Raw genomic sequence first — 19,620 nt, forward strand, 5'->3', positions numbered from 1 at the left:
TGCGATCTTTCCGCGCCGGCGGCGCTCAATCGAATTGCAGATCCTTGGCGCGGGCGAAGGCTTCGTAGATGAACGGCATTTCGAAGCCGCGCCGCCGCAGCGCCGACTTGCGGATGGAGACCATCGACTCCTTGCCGGCTATCATCGGCAGCCGGGAGACCGGCGTGCCCCGCGTCAGCGCATAGGCCATCCGGGCCGCTTCCCAGCCCTGTTCGTAGCCGGCGGTGGCCACGCCCATCATCGCGCCGTCCTGGGTGGCGGCGGTGCTCAGGCCCAGCACCGGGATCTTGGCGTTGCGTTCGGTCCAGCCCATCACCTCGGCCGCCGGCACGAAGTCCTTGGCGCCGGGCCCGCGCCGCAACTGGCGGTAGTCGCTGACCAGGAGGAAGTCGGCCACGGCGGGCGCGCGCAGTACCAGCATCTTCCAGTCGTCGAAGGTGTCGGCGCTCTGCGGGGGCACCCAGCGGATGTAGCGCCATTTGTCCCGGTAGTCGCTGTATTCGAACAGGCCTGCGGCGAAATCGAACGATTTGTCGCCTATCAGCAGCGCCCGCGGCTTGTCCGGGCCGCCGCCGATATTGCCCCACAGCGTATGCAGCGTGTCGTCGACGGCGCGCAGCGGCTTGCGCTCCAGAATGCCGGTGACGTTGCCGGCCTTGTCGTAGCCGTAGGCCTGCGGCCGGCTGTTGACGCCGGCGAACACGATCTTCAGCCTGGCGTCGCCGCGGTAGCGCATGCCGACCAGCTGTTGGGCGATGTCGTCGAGCAGAATGATCACGTCCGGCTTCCAGCGCGCGATCGCGTTGACGGCGCCGGCGGCGGCGGCGCGGCGGAAGTCGTCGTCCCGATGGCGCTTCAGGTCCAGGTAGTGCCAGCGCAGCGATACCTCCGGATGCCGGTCGAAGAAGCGATTCAGGCCTTCGTTTTCCTCCTTGACCCAGCTGTAGTCGGCGTCGTAGCTGTGGATGATCAGGATGCGGGCGCTGTAGAGCTTGTGGGCGATCACCAGCGCGGCGAAGCCGAGCGCGAAGGCGAGTTTGGCGGCGAAGAGCAGGTGTTTGATCATACGATGTTCAGCCAGGACCAGAATGGGAGGGAAGCGAACAGCGTCAGCGCGCGCGCCAGTGTCATCGCCAGGTTGTAGCGCAGCAGCAGGCGGCGGTCGTAGTCGGCCGGCGCCGCCAGCTGGCCGTCCAGGTACAGGTGGTAAGGCGACTGGTAGGGAAACTGGTAGGCTTCGCACATGGTCAGCACGGCGAAGCCGATCAGCCATTGCGACACCCCCGCGGCATGCGCCAGCGGCAGCAGCAGCGTCAGCAGCAGGATTTCGGCCACCAGTTCCGGCAGCGCCAGCCGCAGCAGCACGCAGGCCGGGCACAACAGGGCCAGGAAGGCGGGCAGGTCGGATTTCATCAGGGCGCCCAGGCCGCCCAGCGAGGCGGCGATCTGACCGTCTATGCCGGTGATGTCCATGATCGGCGCCCAGGAGAGGATGGCGCCGACGAAGATCAGCGACGACCAGTCGACGCGCTGGTTCAGGTCCTCGTTGCGCAGCGCGCCGAACAGCAGCAGGGCCACCAGCACGGCCAGCGCCAGCCACGGGATGTCCACCCTGTGGTAGGGCGCGCTCAGCGTGCCGAGCAGAATCAGGCCGATGGCCGCCAGCGCGCTCCATTCCATCCGGCTCATCGGTCCCGGCGCCTCGCCCTGCCGCAGAGGCGGCGGGACCGGCATGCCCGGCGTCGCGTCGCGGAACAGCAGCCGCATCGCCGCGAAATGCGCGGCCAGCAGCAGCGCGCCGGCCAGCGAGGCCGCGCACAGCCAGGGCAGCCAGTCGAAGGCGAACTGGGTCTGGCTGTCGAACAGGCCGAATGCCATCAGATTGGCCGGCTTGCCGGTCAGGCAGGCCGCCGCCGCCAGGCTGACGCCACCGACGGCGCTGGCGAACAGGGCGGCGGCGTCGCGGCGCTTGCCGCCGGCCTCCACCAGCATGGCGAGGAACGGCGCGACGATGGCGCTGCGCCCCAGTTGCGACGGCATCAGCGGCGTCAGCGCCAGGCCGTACAGGCACAATCCGGCCTGCCGCCAGCCCGGCGCGGCCGGCACCCGGCGCAGCATCCACAGCGAGACGCGGCGGGTCAGCCCGGATTTGGCCATCAGCGCGCCGATCGCGAATACGCTCAGCAGCATGAAGAAGCCGTTGGAGGCGAAACCGGCGGCGGCGACAGAGGCCGGCGCGATGTCGAACAGGATGACGGCCAGCAGCGCGAACAGCGCCGGCGCGAAGGCCGGGACCAGCTTGAATATCCACATGGCCGCGGTTCCGGCCAGAATGCCGATGAAGACGGCGCCGTCGTGCGGCGTTCCCTGCCGCAGCGCGCACCACCAGGCCAACGGCGGCATGGCGATGGCCGTCAGCCAGCCGGCCAGCTCCAGCCAGGCGCGCCGGCGTTCGGAACAATGATTGTCGTCGGATATGGGCATCGTGATGACCTGATGGGGGAAATCGGGTATCTGCCACGCTCAGTCGAGCGCCACCTTCTCGCCGCGGAACCAGCGCCGCGCGACCAGCAGCGCCGACATCAGCGACGCCAGCAGGCCGCCCAGCGACTTGGCCTTCTCGAAGTTTTCGCGCGAGATCAGCGGGCTGTCCCGCTCGAGAAAGGCCTGCGCGCCGCGCGCCAGGGGAAAGCCGGACGGCTGCGTCAGCTGAGCCTCGTCGAACTTGATCTTCATCCGCACCGCCATCGCCGGGCTGTACAGCGCTTGCAGCAACTGATACTCGGCCTTGGCGTCCACCTCGTCGTTGGCCAGCAGGTGCAGATTGACGCCGGCGGTGCGCAACGGCCGGGGCGGCACCGCCGGCGCCGCGCCGTAGAGGAAGGCGGGGATCTCGGCCGCGGCCGCCCAGTCCAGCCGGCTGGACGGCGTGGCGGGGAAGGGCAGGTCTATCATCCGGTAGCCGCGTTGGCGGACCAGGAAGTCGGCCAGCATCGACGGCAGGTAGGAAGCGGTGACGACGGCGTCCGGCAACTGCTCGGCCGGCAGCGCCATCAGCTCCTCCTGCGGCAGATTGCTCTCCAGGTAGTCGCGGTCGGCGCGAAGGCCGGCGAAGGCCAGCAGTTGGCGCGCGTTGTCGCACAATTGCTTGCCGCGCTCGCCCAGATCGATGCGCCGGCCCTTCAGTTCGGCCAGCTGGTCGATGCCGGGGCGCGCCAGCAGGTGCACCAGTTCCGGCGGGATGGCGGCCAGCTGGGTCACGTGCCGGTAGCGGCCGGGCGCGCCGTCCTGGACGAAGGCGAGGTCTATCTGATGGCGGTCCAGCTGTTCCAGCGTCTCCCCGGCGTCCCGCGCCGGCTGGATCCGCAGCGTCAGGCCGTGCCCGGCGGCCTCCTCCTGCAGCATGCGGGTCAGGAACTGCCGGTTGCTGACCACCTCGCCGCCGGCGATGCGAAGCACCGCGCGCCGCGGCATCACGTCGAGCAGAAAACCCAGCGCGACCGCCGCCAGCGCCGCCACGAGGCCGGCGGCGAGCAGGCGGCGCCGGCCCGGCGGCAGGCGGTTGAGCAAGCGGTTCAGCGTATCGGACAGTTCGCGGGCCATGTCTGGTTCCTGCCTCAGTAAACGGAAATCAATTGGTGGCGCTCTATCGCCTCCTGCGCCGGAGGGCTTTTCAGCCAGGCTAGCAGCGGACGCACGCCGGGCGCGGCGTCGTCGCGGCTGACCAGGTACAGATCCTGCGCATAGGGATAGCGGCCTGACAGGATGGTGGCGCGCGAGAACGGCACGCCATCGATTGCCAGCAGCGTCACCCGGGCGCCGACGCCGGCCTCCTGCAGCGACAGATAGCCCAGCGCCAGCGGGTCGCGCTCCACTTCGGCCGTCATCTGCGCCGCGCTGTCCAGTGGCTCGGCCCGCCAGCTCGGCTCGTGGCCGCCCAGCACCGTCTCGACGACGAATCGGCGCGTCGGCGACGGTTCGCGACGGCCCAGCAGCCGGATCGGCGCGTCGCGGCCGTCCAGCTGCCGCCAGTTGGCTATTGTTCCGGTCAGGACGTCGCGCAGCTGGCGTTGTGACAAGGCGCGCAGCGGCGAGGCGCGGTTGACGACGAAGGCGATGCTGTTGCGAGCCAGCAGGTGGTAGTGGCTCTGCGCGTCGTCCCGCCATTCCGGCAGCGGCTGGCTGACCGCCGCCAGGTCCACCACGCCGCGCTGCGCCGCCACCAGGCCGGCGACGGAGCCGCCGCCTTCGACGACGAGGCCGCCGTCGGCGTCGTAGTCGTCGGCCAGATCGCGCAACAAGGGCTGCAACTGGCTTGAGCCGGCGATCACCAGCGATACCGGGGCCGGCCGCTGCAGCCATGGGCGCGCCGCCAGCGCCAGCGCCGCCAGCAGCGCCAGTCCCAGCGGCAAGCCCCACCAGCGCGAGGCGAGGCCGAGCGGGAGCCGCCTCACCGTAAGCCTCCGTCCTGGCGCAGGCGGTTTTCCAGATAACGGACAAAGGCGGCGCCTTGCGGTGTCGGCGCTTGCGGCACGATCAGCAGCAGCGGGATGCGCAGCGGATAGCGCCCGGCGCGCACCGCACCGGCGTCGGCGCCCTGGCCGGACAGCGTCAGCGGTTTCATGCCCGGACCCAGTTCGTCGGCGGTGACGATGGCGATGGCGCCGGGGTGGGCGGCCAGCTGGGCGGCCCAGTCGCGCTCGCCGGCCAGCAGGGCGCGCGGCGAGAAGCGCCGGCGACCGCCCAGCACCGCGTCGCGCCAGGCCTGGCCGGTCGCGCCGGCCGGCGGGGCCAGCAGCACCGTGATCGCGCCCGGCGCGCCGCCCAGTTCGTCCCAGTCTGCGATGGCGCCGGCGAAGACGGCCCGCAACCGCGGCAGATCGATGTCGGACAGCGGATTGTCCGGACTCACCACCGGCAGCAGGGCCTGGTAGCCGGCGACGATGCGCCGCCGTGGCGGGCCGTCGCCGGCCGGCGCGGCCGGGGGCGAGCCGTGGACCATCGCGATGTCGGCGTTGCCGTCCCGCAGCGACTTCAGGCCGAAGGCGCTGCTGCCCGCCGCGACCACCACGCTGCTGCCGGGCTCCCGCGCCATATAGTCCTCGGCGGCCCGTTGCATCAGCGGCAGCAAGGCCGGGGAGCCGCGGACCTGGACGGCTGGCAGCGGAGAGGCCGCGGCGGCGGATAGCGCAAGAAGCGGGAGGCAGGCGAGTCGGATCATCGGTGTCGGCATCGTGGCGAATGCCGCTTGGACGGGGCGGGGAGGCGTTTGTGAAGCGGGCGTCGATAGCAGAACACCCCGCGTGGGCGGGGTGTTCGAGCGGAGGGGAGCGAGCGGGCTTAGCGGATGATGCCGCCGCCGAGGCAGATATCGCCGTCGTACAGCACGGCGGACTGGCCCGGCGTCACCGCCCATTGTTTTTCCGCGAAGGTCAGCGTGGCCTGTCCATCGACGATGGGCGACAGCGAGCAGGCGGCGTCGGCCATCCGGTAGCGGTTCTTGGCGCTGTACTCTCCGGCCGCCGGCGCGTCCGGCAGCGTCCAGCTGAGGTCGGCCATCTCCAGCGTCGGCTTCAGCAGCAGCGGGTGGTCGTGGCCCTGGACGACGATCAGCTTGTTGCCCGGAATGTCCTTGCCGGCGACGAACCACGGTTCGCCGCTGCCGTCCTTGCTTCCGCCTATCGTCAGGCCCTTGCGCTGGCCCAGCGTGTAGTACATCAGGCCGATGTGCTCGCCGACCGTCTTGCCTTCCGGCGTGACCATCGCGCCGGGCGAAGTCGGCAGGTAGCGCTGCAGGAACTCGCGGAACGGGCGCTCGCCGATGAAGCAGATGCCGGTGGAGTCCTTCTTGGCCGCGGTCGGCAGGCCGGCCTCTTCGGCCAGCCGGCGCACCTCGGTCTTCCTGATGTCGCCGAGCGGGAAGATGGCCTTCGCCAGCTGGTGTTGCTGCAGGCGGTACAGGAAGTAGCTCTGGTCCTTGGTGTGGTCCACCGCCTTCATCAGGTAGTGGGTGCCGTCCTTCTCCAGCTTGCGCGCGTAGTGGCCGGTGGCGATGCAGTCGGCGCCCAGCTCCATCGCGTAGTCGAGGAAGGCCTTGAACTTGATCTCGGCGTTGCACAGCACGTCCGGATTCGGCGTGCGGCCGGCCGAGTACTCCTTCAGGAAGTACGAGAACACGCGGTCCTTGTATTCCTTGGCGAAATTGACGATTTCCATGTCGATGCCGACGATGTCGGCCACGCTCATCGCGTCGAGCGCGTCCTGCTTGATCGAGCAGTATTCGTCGTCGTTGTCGTCTTCCCAGTTCTGCATGAACACGCCGATCACCTCATGGCCCTGCTGTTTCAGCAGCCAGGCGGTCACCGACGAATCCACGCCGCCGGACATGCCGACGACGATGCGTTTCTTACCCGTCACGGGGCGTTTCCTTCCTTGCTTTTGCTTGCCTGTCGGACAGGCTCGGATACGGCCGGCGGCTCGTATCCCTTCATCCAAACTGAAAGGGGAACCACCACGGGCGGTTCCCCGAAATCCTTGAACCAGGTGTCCACCGCCCAGTCCTGATTGGCGGCGACCTCGCGCAGCACGCCGGTGTAATGCAGATCCAGGATGTGCGGCGCACGCCACTCAGGTGGCGCCGCATGGTGGAATTTCAACCAGCCCTTGCCGTCCAGATAGCGCAGAAAGGCGGTGACGTTGCTGCTGTGGTCGGCGCAGTCCATCCGCCCCTCGGCCGGACCGTCGCGGAAATTGCCGCCCTTGTCCTGCCAGATCGGGGTGTCGCGGGCGGCGAGGAAGTACAGCGTCCGAACGGCGTCGGCGACGGCCGCGCGCTCGCTGTCGGCCGAATCGGCCCGGGCCAGCCGGGCGGCCAGCCAGTCGCGCGCCTCGTCCGATATCTCGAAATAGGCCTGCCTGGAACAACGGTAATGATAACAGATGTTTAGCTGGTCGGCGCAGGCGGCGGCCGACGACAGCAACAGCAGGCAGCTCAACAACAGTCGTGGCGGCATGGAGGCTCCGGTGGGTCAGCGCAGATCGCGTATCAGTTCCAGCGGGTACAGTATGCCAGCAAGATAGTCGTCGATGCAGCGCAATACCACCGGGCTGCGCAGCCGGGCGGCCTCGGCTGCGATTTCGTCCCGGCTCAGCCAGTGCACGGCGACGATGCCGTCGTCCAGCCGCGGCGGCGCCGGCGGCGGGAGCGCGTCGCCATGGAAGGCGAAGCGCAGATAGGTGATGTCGCTGTCCGGGCGGTCGGCCAGGTAGATGCCGGTCAGTCCGTGCGGCGTGAACAGCCAGCCGCTTTCCTCGCGCGTCTCCCGGACGACGGCCTGGACCAGCGTCTCGCCGCGTTCGAGATGGCCGGCCGGCTGATTGAGCCGTCGCCCGTCCGGCGTGTCCTCCTCCACCATCAGAAAGCGGCCGTCGCGTTCGACGACGGCGGCGACTGTTGCATTCGGTTTCCAGACGCGCAGGCCGTTATTGACAATCATTCTTGTTTGTCTCTATGATGATGATAACTATTCTTGATTGTAAGCCAGAGGGCCATCACATGTACGTCTGCCTGTGCAACGCAGTGACCGACAGCCAGATCCGCCAAGCGGTTCATGGCGGCGCGACGCGCATGTGCGACCTGCGCCGCGAGCTGGGCATCGCGTCCGATTGCGGCAAGTGCGCGTGCATGGCCAACCAGATCCGCAAGGACGCGCAGAGCGAGCTGGCAGCCTGCTCGGTGGCCCGCAGCGCCGCCTGATCCCGCCCCTTGTCGAAGGCCGGCCGTCGAGCCGGCCGCCGGCGTTTTAGCTTGAGATGTCGCACGGCTGTGCCATAATGCCTGAACGATTTTTCAGGAGAATATGACATGCAAGGCGACAAGAAGGTCATCAAGTACCTGAACCAGATTCTGAAGAACGAGCTGACCGCGATCAACCAGTACTTCCTGCATGCGCGCATGTACAAGAACTGGGGTCTGAAGAAGCTCAACGAGCACGAATACGAAGAGTCCATCGACGAGATGAAGCACGCCGACAAGCTGATCGAGCGCGTGCTGTTCCTGGAAGGGCTGCCCAATCTGCAGGATCTCGGCAAGCTGCACATCGGCGAGAATCCGAAGGAAATGCTCGAGTGCGACCTGAAGCTGGAAGTGGAGGCGCTGCCGCTGCTGCGCGAGGCGATCGCCTACTGTGAAACCGCCAAGGACTACGTCAGCCGCGACATGCTGGAAGACATCCTGGAGAGCGAGGAAGAGCACGTGGACTGGCTGGAGACCCAGCTGGGCCTGATCGAGAAGGTCGGTCTGCAGAATTATCTGCAAAGCCAGATGGAAGACGCTTCCTGATTCCGTCGGGACGAAAAGCAAAAGGGCTGTCGCGACGACAGCCCTTTTTTCATGCGCCGGACGCGCCGGCCTATTTCTTCGCCGCGGCGGCGGGAGCCGAGGCGTCGACCATCGGCTCGTCGGCCTCTTCCCACGGCAGGGGCACCTTCTTCTGGTGTATGGTCAGGCCCTTGGCGTTGTAGTTCAGCTCGGTCGAGATCTGGCCGTTGTCCTCGACCAGGTAGCCGCCGGATTTCCATTGCGCCAGCTGGCTGTCGAGCAGGCTCTTGGCCAGGTCGTCGACTTCCTGCATATTGGGCTGGTCTTCCGCCGTGTGGTCCACGGTGAACAGATTGCGCGCCTGGGTCAGCACCAGGTCCTCCAGCGTCTGGCGCGGCAGGCTCACCTTGGCTTCCGCCTCGATGCGCTTGGCCAGCAGCGCGATGTCGCTAAGATCGGCCGGCGTGAAGCCGTTGATGCCCAGGCTGCCCTGCAGCGTCACGTCGCCGCTCGGCATCTTCAGGTAGAACTCGTTGATCAGCAGCTTGGGGTTGTTCTCCAGCAGCGGGATCGCGTTCTTCTTGACGGTGTCGACGTACTGGCGGCGCAGCACCATCGGATCGACGCCCTCGAACGGGATCTGGCTGATCGCCTTGTCCAGCTTGACCAGCGTCGGGCCGTGCAGATGGTTGGCCGACACGTCCAGCCGCAGCGGGCCGTAGCGGTTGGCGTTGAAGCTCAGTTCGGCGAAATTGACCTTGCCGCGGGTGTTGACGAAGTCGTCCTGCTCGCTGGTGACGATCTGGTAGCTGAAGTTCTTCAGCACCACCGACGACGGCTTGAACTCGCCGGACGGGTTGACGAACTCGCCGACGCGCACCCGCGTCATCAGATAGATCAACTCGTTCAGCTTGATGCTGTACGGCACGCTCTCCCGCGAGCTCAGCTGCACATTGCCTATCGTCAGCTCGCTGGTGCCGAGCTTGACGCCGGTATTGCCCGGCCGCATGTCGGAGACGTAGCGCACGCCCTCGAACGACAGGCTGCCCTTGCTGGCGGCCTCCAGCAGGAAGCCCGGCGACAGCGCCTCGGTCTTGTACTCCTGGTAGCCGTGGGCGTAGTCGACCTTCAGGTCGAAGCCCTTCCACTTCATCTTGACGCCGGACAGCGCCTCCTCGTAGTCGAAGGCCGGCACGCCGACTTCCAGCAGGCCGCCGCCGCCGAAGCCGATGTGGTTGACGACGGTGATCGGCTCCTTGTCGCCGAAGAAGGTCTTCAGCGTCTTGCGGGTGGCGTCGCTCATCGCGAACTCGGTGCGCACCAGCGCCCGGCCCGGACGGAAGTCGAACGCCGACAGGCCCGGCAACGGGCCGTGCTTGACGTGGTTGGTGAACTTGACGGTGGCGTTCAGCAAGGGCTTCATATTGTCCGGCAGCATGTTCTCGTACGGGCCGGACAAATGGCGGTTGAACACCAGCTCGGTGGTTTCGGTGGACGAGAACCAGCCGCGCTCGTAACTGTGCGATTTGACCTTGAACAGCGGCAGGCCGGCCAACATCCGGTACTGCTCGTCCAGGGTCTCCTCGGCCTTGACGCCGGCCCAGTAACTGGAGCCCGCGTACAGGACAAACAGGCCGCCGATGGCGGCGCCGGCAATGATCAGTCGACTTTTTGGCAACACTAGTATTTTTCTGAACTAGGGTGAAATGATGCCCTATGGTACACCAATGGCCGGCGTGGTGGGCCGCGAAAGCGCCCGCGCCGGCAAATTGGTCCCGACGGGGCGATGGCCTGTTGAAAATCTTTTTGCGAGCGGCCTCCCTCTGGGCCGTTCTCCGCGCCCGGCATCCGGCAGAAGGCGGCCGATGCCGAAAAAAGATTTTGAACAGGCTCTCTTGGGCTGCTATAGAATAGAGCTTTGTCTCTAAGTCACCGGACGCAATCGATACATGAACCTGAACTGGCTCAACGGTCTGCTGGACCTGCCTTGGTGGGGCAATATCGTCGCCACCCTGATACTGACCCATATCACCATCGCCTCGGTCACCATCTACCTGCACCGCCACCAGGCGCATCGTGCGCTGGACCTGCATCCGCTGCCCAGCCACTTCTTCCGCTTCTGGCTGTGGCTGAGCACCGGCATGGTCACCAAGCAATGGGCGGCGATCCACCGCAAGCACCACGCGCGCTGCGAGACGCTGGAAGATCCGCACAGCCCGCAGGTGCTCGGCATCAAGAAGGTGCTGTGGGAGGGCGCCGAGCTGTACCGCGCCGCCTGCAAGGACCAGGCCATCATGGACAAGTTCGGCCACGGCACGCCGGACGACTGGCTGGAGCGCAACGTCTACAGCAGGCACAACGCCAAGGGCATCGTGCTGATGCTGATCATCGACCTGGTGCTGTTCGGACCGATAGGCCTGTCGATCTGGGCGGTGCAGATGGTGTGGATTCCGTTCTGGGCCGCCGGCGTGATCAACGGCCTCGGCCACTACTGGGGCTATCGCAACTTCGAGAACGAGGACGCTTCGACCAATCTGGTGCCGTGGGGCATCCTGGTCGGCGGCGAGGAGCTGCACAACAACCACCACACCTTCGGCACCTCGGCCAAGCTGTCGTACAAGTGGTACGAGTTCGACATCGGCTGGATGTACATCCGCATCCTGGCGATGCTGGGCCTGGCGACGGTGCGCAAGGTGGCGCCGCAGCTGGCGCAGGACCCGTCGCGCCCGCAGCTCGACCTCGAGCATCTGCAGGCCATCATCTCCAACCGCTACGCGATCGCCGCCCGCTACGCGCGCGAGCTGAAGGCCGAGTACCGCGCCGAGCTGTCGCGGCTCAGCCTGCCGGAGCTGCCGCATGTCGATCTGCGGCAGAAGATGAAGATATGGCTGAAGCAGGACGCCAAGGACACGCCGGAGGCCGAGCGCGCCCAGCTGGCGACCTTGCTGGAGCAGAGCCACGTGCTGGCGACCATCTACAATATGCGCCAGGAGCTGACCCGGCTGTGGGAGCGCTCCAACCTGACGCGGGAACAGCTGTTGAAGGAGTTGCAGGACTGGTGCGCCCGCGCCGAGGCTTCCGGCATCGCCGCCTTGCAGCGCTTCTCGTTGAGCCTGCGCCAGACCGCCCTGGCCTGACGCCGTTTCCGGCAAGCATCGAACCCGCATCGGCAGATGCGGGTTTTTTCATGTCCGCGGGCGGCTTAGAGTTTTTCTCTATATTCAAATTGTAAATAAAATTTGATTCCAAAATAGCTTAAAGAAATATAATGAAGACCTGTTGCTTATCCGAGCGAGGTCATCGATGAGTGCATTGCAAGTGGCTGACGGCCAGTCCGATCTGCCGTATATCCATGGTTTTTCCGCCGCAGAGCAGGCACGTCTGGTCCGCCAGGCGCGTTTTTCCGAAGCGATCGTCTACCGGGACATCGACTTTTCCGGCGTCGGGCGCCTGCTGGAGGTCGGCTGCGGCGTCGGCGCCCAGACCGAAATCCTGCTGCGCCGCTTTCCCGAGCTGAATCTCACCGGCATCGATTTCAGCCAGCGCCAGCTGGCGGTGGCGCGCCAGCGCCTGCAGGGCAGCCCCTTCCATGAACGCGCGACGCTGCTGCATATGGATGCCGAGGACCTGGATTTTCCGCCGGCCAGCTTCGACGCCGCCTTCCTGTGCTGGATCCTGGAACATGTCCATGCGCCGGAGCGGGTATTGGCCGAGGTGAGAAGGGTGCTGAAGCCGGGGGCCCGGCTGTACGCGACCGAGGCGATGAACGCCACTTTCTTCCTGGCGCCGTATTCGGCCAATCTGCAGCAGTACTGGCTGGCTTTCAACGACCATCAGTTGTCGGTCGGCGGCGATCCCTTCATCGGCGCCAAGCTCGGCAATCTGCTGCAGAGGCTGGGATTCCGTCAGGTGGAGACCCAGGTGAAGACCTGGCATCTGGACAGCCGGGAGCCGCACAGGCGCCAGCTGGTGCTGGATTACTGGACCGAATTGCTGCTGTCCGCCGCCGATCAGCTGATAGAAGCGGGGCGTGTCGATGCGCAACTGGTTGAAAATATGACAAAAGAATTAAGAATGTTACGAAGTAATCCAGAACTGGTATTCTTCTACAGCTTCATGCAGGCCAGCGCGCTGGTATGAGGCTGGCTATACCTAGGTAGGACATTGTTTCCATCACATAAATTTTTTTGCTTTTTATATAACTAAAAATTACTAAAAGTAATTTCAAAATAGCTAGGAGTGTCTAAATGAAAAGTAATTCCGTATTGTCGTTGATCGGCAATACCCCGCTGGTGCGGGTCAGCCATCTGGATACCGGGCCGTGCCAGCTGTTCCTGAAGCTGGAAAGCCACAATCCCGGCGGTTCGATCAAGGACCGCATCGCGTTGACGATGATAGAGGCGGCCGAACGCGACGGCAGCCTGAAGCCTGGCGGCACCATCATCGAGGCGACCGCCGGCAATACCGGGCTCGGCCTGGCGCTGGTGGCGGCGCAGAAGGGCTATCCGCTGACGCTGGTGGTGCCCGACAAGATGAGCCGCGAGAAAATCATGCACCTGCAGGCGCTGGGCGCCCAGGTGGTGCTGACCCGTTCCGATGTCGGCAAGGGCCACCCGGAGTATTACCAGGACCTGGCCGCGCGCCTCGCCGCCGAAACGCCGGGCGCCTATTACATCGATCAGTTCAACAATCCGGCCAATCCGCTGGCGCATGAAACCACCACCGGCCCGGAGATCCTGCGCCAGATGGGCGGCGAGGTCGACGCGGTGGTCGTCGGCGTCGGCTCCAGCGGCACCCTGACCGGCCTGACCCACTTCTTCCGCCGCGAATCGCCGCAGACCGCCTTCGTGTTGGCCGATCCGGTCGGCTCGGTGATGGCCGACTATGTCGAAACCGGCAGCTTCGGCCAGGCCGGCAGCTGGCTGATCGAGGGCATAGGCGAGGACTTCATTCCGCCGCTGACCGATCTGTCCATGGTCAAGCAGGCCTTCCGCATCAGCGATCAGGAAAGTTTCGACACCGCCCAGCTGCTGCTGCGGCGCGAGGGCATCCTGGCCGGCTCCTCGTCCGGCGCGCTGCTGGCGGCGGCGCTGCGCTATTGCCGCGAGCAGACCGAGCCCAAGCGGGTGGTGACGCTGGTGTGCGACAGCGGCAACAAGTATCTGTCCAAGATGTACAACCGCGACTGGCTGGTGGATCAGGGCATGCTGCGCCTACCCGAAGTCGGCGGGTTGACCGATCTGATCGTCCGCCGCCACCAGGACGGCAACACCGTGTCCTGCCATCCGGACGAGCCGCTGGGCGTGGTCTACCAGCGGATGCGCCTGCACGACGTGTCGCAGCTGCCGGTGCTGCAGGACGACAAGGTGGTCGGCATCGTCGACGAGTGGGACTTGCTGCTGTCGGTGCACGGCGAGCCGGAAAACTTCCGCCAGCCGGTGGCGACCGCGATGAGCGGCCAGGTGCGGACGCTGTCGCCGCGCGCTTCGCTGCAGGATCTGCTGCAGGTGTTCAACGACGGCCACATCGCGCTGGTCGTCGACGGCGACCGCTATCTCGGTCTGATCACCCAGGCCGATCTGCTGGCCTTCTGGCGCCGCCAGCCGCGCGGCGCCTGAGCCGGGCCCATTGCCCGCCGCGCCGTGGGCGCGGCGTCAAATCATTGAAAGGATATAGAGCATGACCGATTTCCATACCCTGGCCGTCACCGCAGGCGCGCACGAGGACGCGTTCGGCGCGGTGATGCCGCCGATCTACGCCACTTCCACCTATCGGCAGCGCGCGCCGGGCGAGCATGTCGGCTACGAGTATTCGCGTTCGCAGAATCCGACGCGCGAGGCGCTGGAGCGCGCCGTCGCCGAGCTCGAGGGCGGCGTGCGCGGCTACGCCTTCGCTTCCGGCCTGGCGGCCATCGGCACCGTGCTGGAGCTGCTGCCGGCCGGCAGCCATCTGATCGCCGTCAACGATCTGTACGGCGGCACCTACCGGCTGTTCGAAAAGGTGCGCAAGGCCAGCGCCGGCCTGGAGGTGACGTATGTCGCGTCCGAGGACAGCGCCGCGCTGGAAGCCGCCATCCGTCCGAATACCCGGATGATCTGGGTGGAGACGCCGTCGAATCCGCTGAACCAGCTTGTCGATCTGAAGGCGGTGGCCGGCATCGCGCGCAAGCACGGCCTGATCGGCGTCGTCGACAACACCTTCGCCTCGCCGGTCAACCAGCGGCCGCTGGACTTCGGTTTCGACATCGTCGTCCATTCCGCCACCAAATACCTGAACGGCCATTCCGACGTGGTCGCCGGCGTGGCGGTGGCCAGCCAGGCCCGTCCGGACCTGGCCGAGCAGCTGGCCTTCCTGCACAACGCGGTGGGCTCGGTGCTGGACGCTTTTCCCAGCTTCCTGGTGCTGCGCGGTCTGCGCACGCTGGCGCTGCGCATCGCGCAGCACAACCGCAACGCGCTGGCGATCGCGCGCTGGCTGGAGGCGCAGCCCTGGGTGGAGAAAGTGCTGTATCCGGGCCTGGAGAGCCACCCGCAGCACGAGTTGGCGCGCAGCCAGATGCAGGGCTACGGCGGCATCGTGTCCTTCTATCTGAACGGCGACGTCAAGGCTTTCCTGTCCAGGCTCAAGCTGTTCGCGCTGGCCGAGAGCCTGGGCGGCGTAGAGAGCCTGGTCTGCCTGCCGGCGGCGATGACGCACGCGTCGATTCCGGCCGAACGCCGCGCCGCGCTCGGCATCCACGACAACCTGATCCGCTTGTCGGTCGGCGTGGAGGGCGAGGCGGCGCTGATCGCCGACCTGGAGCAGGCGCGGAAGGACAGCTGAGTCCTTTGCCGCTAGAATCCTGCGTGATCATCCACCGCTAACGGAGAACGATATGAGCATTTACCGCCATAAGCAGGGCGCCCGCCTGGCCGAGGCCGTGGTCAGCAATGGCCTGATCTTCCTGGCCGGCCAGGTGCCGGAGAACACCGACGCCGACGCCCGCGCCCAGACCGAGAACGTGCTGGCGCAGATCGACGCGCTGCTGGCGGAACTGGACTCGGACAAGAGCAAGATCGTCGACGCGACCATCTTCCTGTCCAGCCTGGCCGATTACGATGCGATGAACGCCACCTGGGACGCCTGGGTGCCGGCCGGCCATGTGCCGGCCCGCGCCACGGTGGAGGCCAAGCTGGCCAATCCGGCATGGAAGGTGGAAATCAAGCTGGTCGCCGCGCGCTGAGTCCATCCGGCACCGCGACAGCCCGCCGCCGCCAGGCCGCGGGCTTTTTTCTTGGCGCGGCGCCTGCGGTTTTCCCGCTCAACCTTTAAAACTATTCACCCGTTCGGAACAGGACAAGGCCACCCCTGACCTTCGGTATGGCTTTTGTTCCAGCTTCCACTTTAAATTCCTCCGGCAAGTGGATGTAAAGCCTTGCCTTATTTTGAAAATCAAATTGATTTAGCCGAATGGGCCGCATTGAACTGGCCGACGCCGGCCGCTATGACTACTGGGCATGCAATGGAGATAGTCCATTGGCATGGAATGGCTAGCTGCAACCGCATTCCAACCCAGGAGACGAAACATGCAGTCGAAATCCGCAATCTTGGCCGCCGCCGCCGTCTTGGCCGCGCTGGCGTCGGTCCCGGCTACGGCCCAGCCTGGCCAGGCATCGCCGGCGCAGCTGACCGTCGAGGCGCCGGCCGCCGCCTTGGCCGCCCGTCAGGGCCTGGCCGACTTCGTCCGCCAGAATCTGGCCGAGCATGGCGCCGGCCTGCCGCAGGGCTTTGTCTTCGATGTCGCCAAGGCCGGCGATCTGGCCGCCGTCCGCATCGGCCAGGGCGTTCCGGTGTACAGCGTGACGCCGCAACAGCTGCTGGCCGCCGACGCCGACCTCAGCCGGCAGATGGCCCCGACCGGCGTCTGGCGCTTCGTCGCCTATCTGCAGCAACGGCCCGTCGGCCTGGTGACGGTTGAGAAGCTGGACGGCCGCTGGCAGGCAACGTCCTTCGGCGCGATCGGCCTGGCCCGCAATCTGGCGGCGCTGCAGACGGCCTATGGCGACAAGACGCGTTTCCTGCGGGTATACCAGGCGCAATCCGACTTCCTGGAAGTGGCGCCGGCAGGCGGCGGCAAGCCGCGTTTCGCCGCGCTGACCTCGGCCTACGAGTCGCTGCAATTGAAGCGGCAGGCCGACGGCGGCGAGGCGCTGCTGGACGGCGCCGCGCTGATCGAACCGCTGCGCGCCGCTGTGCGCAGCAATCTCGCCCGCTTCCGCTGACAGGAGAACGCCATGATGAACAAGCGCTTGAGCATGACCGTGCTGGCCGTCGCGCTGCTGGCGGGCAGCGCCGCCGCGCTGGCCGACAGCAAGGTGTTGAACGTGCCGCTGACGGTGCAGGAACACAGCCAATGGTGCTGGGCCGGTTCCAGCAAGGCGGTGCTGGGCCTGTACAACAAGACGCCCAGCCAGTGCGCCATCGTCAACTGGGCCTTCGGCATCAACTACGCCTGCGGCAACAGCAACTTCAACTGGAACAGCCAGGCCAACAGCCCGAACAATATGTTCGGCGGCAACGGCAGCCTGCAGGGCATCCTGAAGAACTGGGGCGTGCCCAATATCGCCGTCAACGACTACCTGTCGTGGACCCACGTGCTGCAGGACATCCAGGCCAACCGGCCGTTCGTGATCCGCTACGGCTGGACCAGCGGCGGCGGCCACTTCATCGTCGGTCGCGGCTACCAGACCGGCAACGGCAATTATCTGTACATGATGAATCCGTGGCCGGGCGAGGGCATGACCTACGCTTCGTTCAACAGCGTGGTGTCGGCGAGCGACCACGACTGGACCCATACGCTGCGGATGAGCGTCAGCCCCTGATCCGGGAGGTGCGGGAAACGGCGGGCGAGGGGGCCCGCCGTTGCGCGTTCAGAAGTCGCCGCCGTGGCGCAAGGCCGCCGCCGGCGGCCTCCCGGCGAGGAAGTCGTCGACCGCGTCGCCGAGCAGCCCGGCCAGGCCGTCCTGCTGCGCGTCGACCGGAATCACGTCCAGGCTGCGGGTCCAGGTCAGCTGGCGCTTGGCCAGCTGGCGGGTGGCGGCGACGCCGCGTTCGATGAATTCGTCCAGGCCGTACAGGCCGTCCTGATGTTCCCAGGCCTGGCGGTAGCCGACGCAGCGCATGGACGGCAGGTTCAGCGTCAGTTCCGGATAGGCCGCCCGCAGCCGGGAAACCTCGTCCAGAAAACCTTGCTCCAGCATGATGCGGAAACGCTCGGCGATGCGGGCGTGCAGCCAGCCGCGCTCGCGCGGCACCAGCGCCAGCGGCAGGAAGCGGAAGCCGGCGGCGGCCTCCTTGCCGCGGGCGATCAGCTCCGACATCGGCCGGCCGCTGAGCACACAGACTTCCAGCGCGCGGTGTATCCGTTGCGAGTCGTTGGGGTTCAGGCGGGCGGCGGTGACGGGGTCCAGCGCCGCCAGCCGGGCGTGCATCGCCGGCCAACCGAGCCGCGCGGCGTCGGCGTCCAGCTCGGCGCGCAGCGCGGCGTCGGCCTGCGGCAGATCGGACAGCCCTTCCAGCAGCGCCTTGTAGTACAGCATGGTGCCGCCGACCAGCAGCGGCAGGCGACCGCGGCCGCGGATCTCGGCGATCAGCCGGTTGGCGTCGGCGTGGAACTGCGCGGCCGAATAGCTTTGCAGCGGGCTGATGATGTCGATCAGGTGATGGGGGCAGACGGCCATCTCCTCGGCCGACGGCTTGGCGCTGCCGATGTCCATGCCGCGGTAGACCAGCGCCGAATCGACGCTGACGATCTCGGCCGGGAAACGACGGGCCAGTTCCAGCGCCAGCCCGGTCTTGCCGGAGGCGGTGGGACCCATCAGCAGTATCGCTTGTGGGGTATCGCTCATGGTATTGCTCGCTGCGGTCAGGGGGCGATTGTCGCATAGCCGGCGCGCGAATGCGCAAGCGCCTGTTCAAAGCCTGCTTTGAGCGGCCGCTGCCGCAAAAAGACCTTGAATAGGCTCTTAAAGACCTTGACCTCGCCGACTGGGTGTTTACGATGGGAGTATCGACTGGGAGAGCCGTCAATGAAAATCGAATCCGCCAGCGAGCAGCATCTGGCCGCCTATCGTCGCTATTTCCAGCGCTGTCGCGGCGAGGACTTCGAATACTACCGGGAGCTGGGCGACGACGCCGACGACTGGTTTCGCAAGATGGTCAGGCATGCGGACGGCGAGGCGTTGCCGGCCGGTTGGGTGCCTTACCAGACCTGGTTCCTGCTCGAGGACGACGGCGAGATCGCCGGCGCGGCCAGGCTGCGGCGCGGCGAGACCGAGGTGATCCAGGACCGGATCGGCCATATCGGTTTCGAGGTGCTGCCCGAGTGGCGGGGCAACGGCTACGGGCGCGTGCTGCTGCAGTACGTGCAGGCGATGGCCGGGCTGCCGGCCTGCGGCAACTGGGTGGTGGTGTGCGATTCCGCCAATCCGGCGGCGACCCGCACCGTCGAGGCCTGCGGCGGACAGATGCTGGAGGATGTCAGGCTGGCGGACGGCACGGTGTTGCGGCGCTACAGCCTGACCTCGCTGGCCAGCCTGATCGAGTAGTTTCCCGCGCGGCTGAAAACGTGTAGAATCGTCGGCTTCCCGCGCTTGAAAACCCGAATCTCCGGCATCACGGTTTAATGTCCACCATTACCGACTTGAAATATTTGAAGATCGTGCTGGAGACGGCCTTGCTGACCGCACAGGAACCGTTGCCGGTATCGCAGCTGAAACGGCTGTTCACCGAGGACGTCAAGGCGGCGCTGATCAACGACATACTGGAGCAGATCCAGGTCGACTGGCGGGGACGCGGCATCGAGCTGGTCAAGCTGGCTTCCGGCTGGCGCTTCCGCGCCCGGGCCGAATTCACGCCTTATCTGAACCGGCTCAATCCGGAAAAGCCGCCGCGCTACTCGCGGGCGGTGATGGAAACGTTGGCGATCATCGCCTACAAACAACCTGTGACCCGTGGGGACATCGAAGCCATACGCGGCGTGTCGGTGTCCACCAATGTGATGCAGACGCTGCTGGAGCGCGGCTGGATCGAGGTCATCGGTCACAAGGACGTACCGGGCCGGCCCGGCCTGTACGCCACCACGCGCAAATTCCTGGACGATCTGAGCTTTGTTTCGCTGAATGATCTGCCGCCGCTGGCGGAGCTGGGAAGCCTGGTGGTGCCGGACCCCAAAACGCAGGACGACGGCCCCGATGCGGGCGCGGACGATCTCCCCCTCGACGATGAGGCGGACAATTTAGAGCCTGTCGCAGAATAACCGT

At 66.2% G+C, this 19,620-nt stretch carries 21 protein-coding genes; 11 read left to right on the plus strand and 10 right to left on the minus strand.

The window, feature by feature from the left end; all coding sequences use genetic code 11:
• Window positions 1-25: 25 nt before the first annotated feature.
• The 8 genes from WNM05_RS07385 to WNM05_RS07420 form a co-directional block, all read right to left on the minus strand.
• Window positions 26-1,066, minus strand: a complete 1,041-nt coding sequence (locus tag WNM05_RS07385; protein ID WP_434633796.1) for an ABC transporter substrate-binding protein — start codon at window positions 1,064-1,066, stop codon at window positions 26-28.
• Entirely contained in the window at window positions 1,063-2,484 is a 1,422-nt protein-coding gene (locus tag WNM05_RS07390; protein ID WP_434633797.1) for an SLC13 family permease, read from the minus strand. The genes WNM05_RS07385 and WNM05_RS07390 overlap by 4 nt, the downstream gene beginning before the upstream one ends.
• Window positions 2,485-2,523: 39 nt before the next feature.
• Window positions 2,524-3,603, minus strand: coding sequence for a TAXI family TRAP transporter solute-binding subunit (locus WNM05_RS07395; RefSeq protein WP_434633799.1), 1,080 nt, complete (start codon window positions 3,601-3,603; stop codon window positions 2,524-2,526).
• Window positions 3,604-3,617: 14 nt separating this feature from the next.
• Window positions 3,618-4,454: a substrate-binding domain-containing protein gene (locus tag WNM05_RS07400; protein ID WP_434633800.1), complete on the minus strand. Its 837-nt coding sequence runs from the start codon at window positions 4,452-4,454 to the stop codon at window positions 3,618-3,620.
• Window positions 4,451-5,221, minus strand: coding sequence for a substrate-binding domain-containing protein (locus WNM05_RS07405; protein WP_434633803.1), 771 nt, complete (start codon window positions 5,219-5,221; stop codon window positions 4,451-4,453). Before WNM05_RS07405 ends, WNM05_RS07400 begins: the two co-directional genes overlap by 4 nt.
• A 119-nt stretch (window positions 5,222-5,340) precedes the next feature.
• Window positions 5,341-6,417: a tRNA 2-thiouridine(34) synthase MnmA gene (gene mnmA / locus WNM05_RS07410; RefSeq protein WP_434633805.1), complete on the minus strand. Its 1,077-nt coding sequence runs from the start codon at window positions 6,415-6,417 to the stop codon at window positions 5,341-5,343.
• Window positions 6,414-7,013 carry a hypothetical protein gene (locus WNM05_RS07415; protein ID WP_434633808.1) on the minus strand — a complete coding sequence of 200 codons (600 nt, stop codon included), beginning with the start codon at window positions 7,011-7,013 and terminating at the stop codon, window positions 6,414-6,416. The genes mnmA and WNM05_RS07415 overlap by 4 nt, the downstream gene beginning before the upstream one ends.
• A gap of 15 nt (window positions 7,014-7,028) precedes the next feature.
• Window positions 7,029-7,496: an NUDIX hydrolase gene (locus tag WNM05_RS07420; RefSeq protein ID WP_434633810.1), complete on the minus strand. Its 468-nt coding sequence runs from the start codon at window positions 7,494-7,496 to the stop codon at window positions 7,029-7,031.
• A 59-nt stretch (window positions 7,497-7,555) separates the two neighbouring features.
• On the opposite strand from WNM05_RS07420, the gene WNM05_RS07425 reads away from it, so the two are divergent.
• Together WNM05_RS07425 and bfr are read left to right on the plus strand one after the other, a co-directional pair.
• Complete coding sequence (locus WNM05_RS07425; RefSeq protein WP_101707293.1) at window positions 7,556-7,756, plus strand: (2Fe-2S)-binding protein; 201 nt, start codon at window positions 7,556-7,558, stop codon at window positions 7,754-7,756.
• A 108-nt stretch (window positions 7,757-7,864) separates the two neighbouring features.
• Complete coding sequence (bfr, locus tag WNM05_RS07430) at window positions 7,865-8,341, plus strand: bacterioferritin (protein ID WP_434633812.1); 477 nt, start codon at window positions 7,865-7,867, stop codon at window positions 8,339-8,341.
• Window positions 8,342-8,411: 70 nt separating this feature from the next.
• On the opposite strand, the gene WNM05_RS07435 is transcribed toward bfr, so the two are convergent.
• The gene (locus WNM05_RS07435; RefSeq protein WP_434633814.1) at window positions 8,412-10,001 is read right to left on the minus strand and encodes a YdgA family protein; all 1,590 of its coding nucleotides are present in this window, start codon (window positions 9,999-10,001) and stop codon (window positions 8,412-8,414) included.
• Between the two features lie 268 nt (window positions 10,002-10,269).
• Between WNM05_RS07435 and WNM05_RS07440 the strand changes: the two genes are divergently transcribed.
• The 7 genes from WNM05_RS07440 (at window position 10,270) to WNM05_RS07470 (ending at window position 17,181) form a co-directional block, all read left to right on the plus strand.
• On the plus strand, window positions 10,270-11,457 hold the full coding sequence (locus tag WNM05_RS07440; protein ID WP_434633816.1) for a DesA family fatty acid desaturase: 1,188 nt from the start codon (window positions 10,270-10,272) through the stop codon (window positions 11,455-11,457).
• A 166-nt stretch (window positions 11,458-11,623) separates the two neighbouring features.
• Entirely contained in the window at window positions 11,624-12,460 is an 837-nt protein-coding gene (locus tag WNM05_RS07445) for a class I SAM-dependent methyltransferase (protein ID WP_434633819.1), read from the plus strand.
• Between the two features lie 107 nt (window positions 12,461-12,567).
• Window positions 12,568-13,938 (plus strand): pyridoxal-phosphate dependent enzyme, encoded by a 1,371-nt coding sequence (locus tag WNM05_RS07450; RefSeq protein WP_434633822.1) that lies wholly within the window; start codon window positions 12,568-12,570, stop codon window positions 13,936-13,938.
• Between the two features lie 61 nt (window positions 13,939-13,999).
• Entirely contained in the window at window positions 14,000-15,142 is a 1,143-nt protein-coding gene (locus WNM05_RS07455; protein ID WP_434633824.1) for a trans-sulfuration enzyme family protein, read from the plus strand.
• Window positions 15,143-15,194: 52 nt separating this feature from the next.
• On the plus strand, window positions 15,195-15,542 hold the full coding sequence (locus WNM05_RS07460) for a RidA family protein (protein WP_434633825.1): 348 nt from the start codon (window positions 15,195-15,197) through the stop codon (window positions 15,540-15,542).
• Window positions 15,543-15,885: 343 nt separating this feature from the next.
• A complete protein-coding gene (locus WNM05_RS07465) occupies window positions 15,886-16,581 on the plus strand; it encodes a hypothetical protein (protein WP_434633827.1) in 696 nt (231 codons plus the stop codon).
• 12 nt (window positions 16,582-16,593) lie between these two features.
• Entirely contained in the window at window positions 16,594-17,181 is a 588-nt protein-coding gene (locus tag WNM05_RS07470; RefSeq protein WP_434633829.1) for a C39 family peptidase, read from the plus strand.
• A 48-nt stretch (window positions 17,182-17,229) separates the two neighbouring features.
• Here WNM05_RS07470 and miaA read toward each other — a convergent pair whose 3' ends face one another.
• Entirely contained in the window at window positions 17,230-18,207 is a 978-nt protein-coding gene (gene miaA, locus WNM05_RS07475) for a tRNA (adenosine(37)-N6)-dimethylallyltransferase MiaA (RefSeq protein ID WP_434633832.1), read from the minus strand.
• A 180-nt stretch (window positions 18,208-18,387) separates the two neighbouring features.
• Here miaA and WNM05_RS07480 point away from each other — a divergent pair, with 180 nt between their 5' ends.
• The gene (locus WNM05_RS07480) at window positions 18,388-18,906 is read left to right on the plus strand and encodes a GNAT family N-acetyltransferase (protein ID WP_434633835.1); all 519 of its coding nucleotides are present in this window, start codon (window positions 18,388-18,390) and stop codon (window positions 18,904-18,906) included.
• Window positions 18,907-18,983: 77 nt separating this feature from the next.
• Window positions 18,984-19,616 (plus strand): SMC-Scp complex subunit ScpB, encoded by a 633-nt coding sequence (scpB, locus tag WNM05_RS07485; protein WP_434633838.1) that lies wholly within the window; start codon window positions 18,984-18,986, stop codon window positions 19,614-19,616.
• Window positions 19,617-19,620: the final 4 nt, after the last annotated feature.

The sequence above is a fragment of the Chromobacterium sp. CV08 genome, assembly GCF_051129845.1.
Taxonomy (GTDB): Bacteria; Pseudomonadota; Gammaproteobacteria; order Burkholderiales; family Chromobacteriaceae; genus Chromobacterium.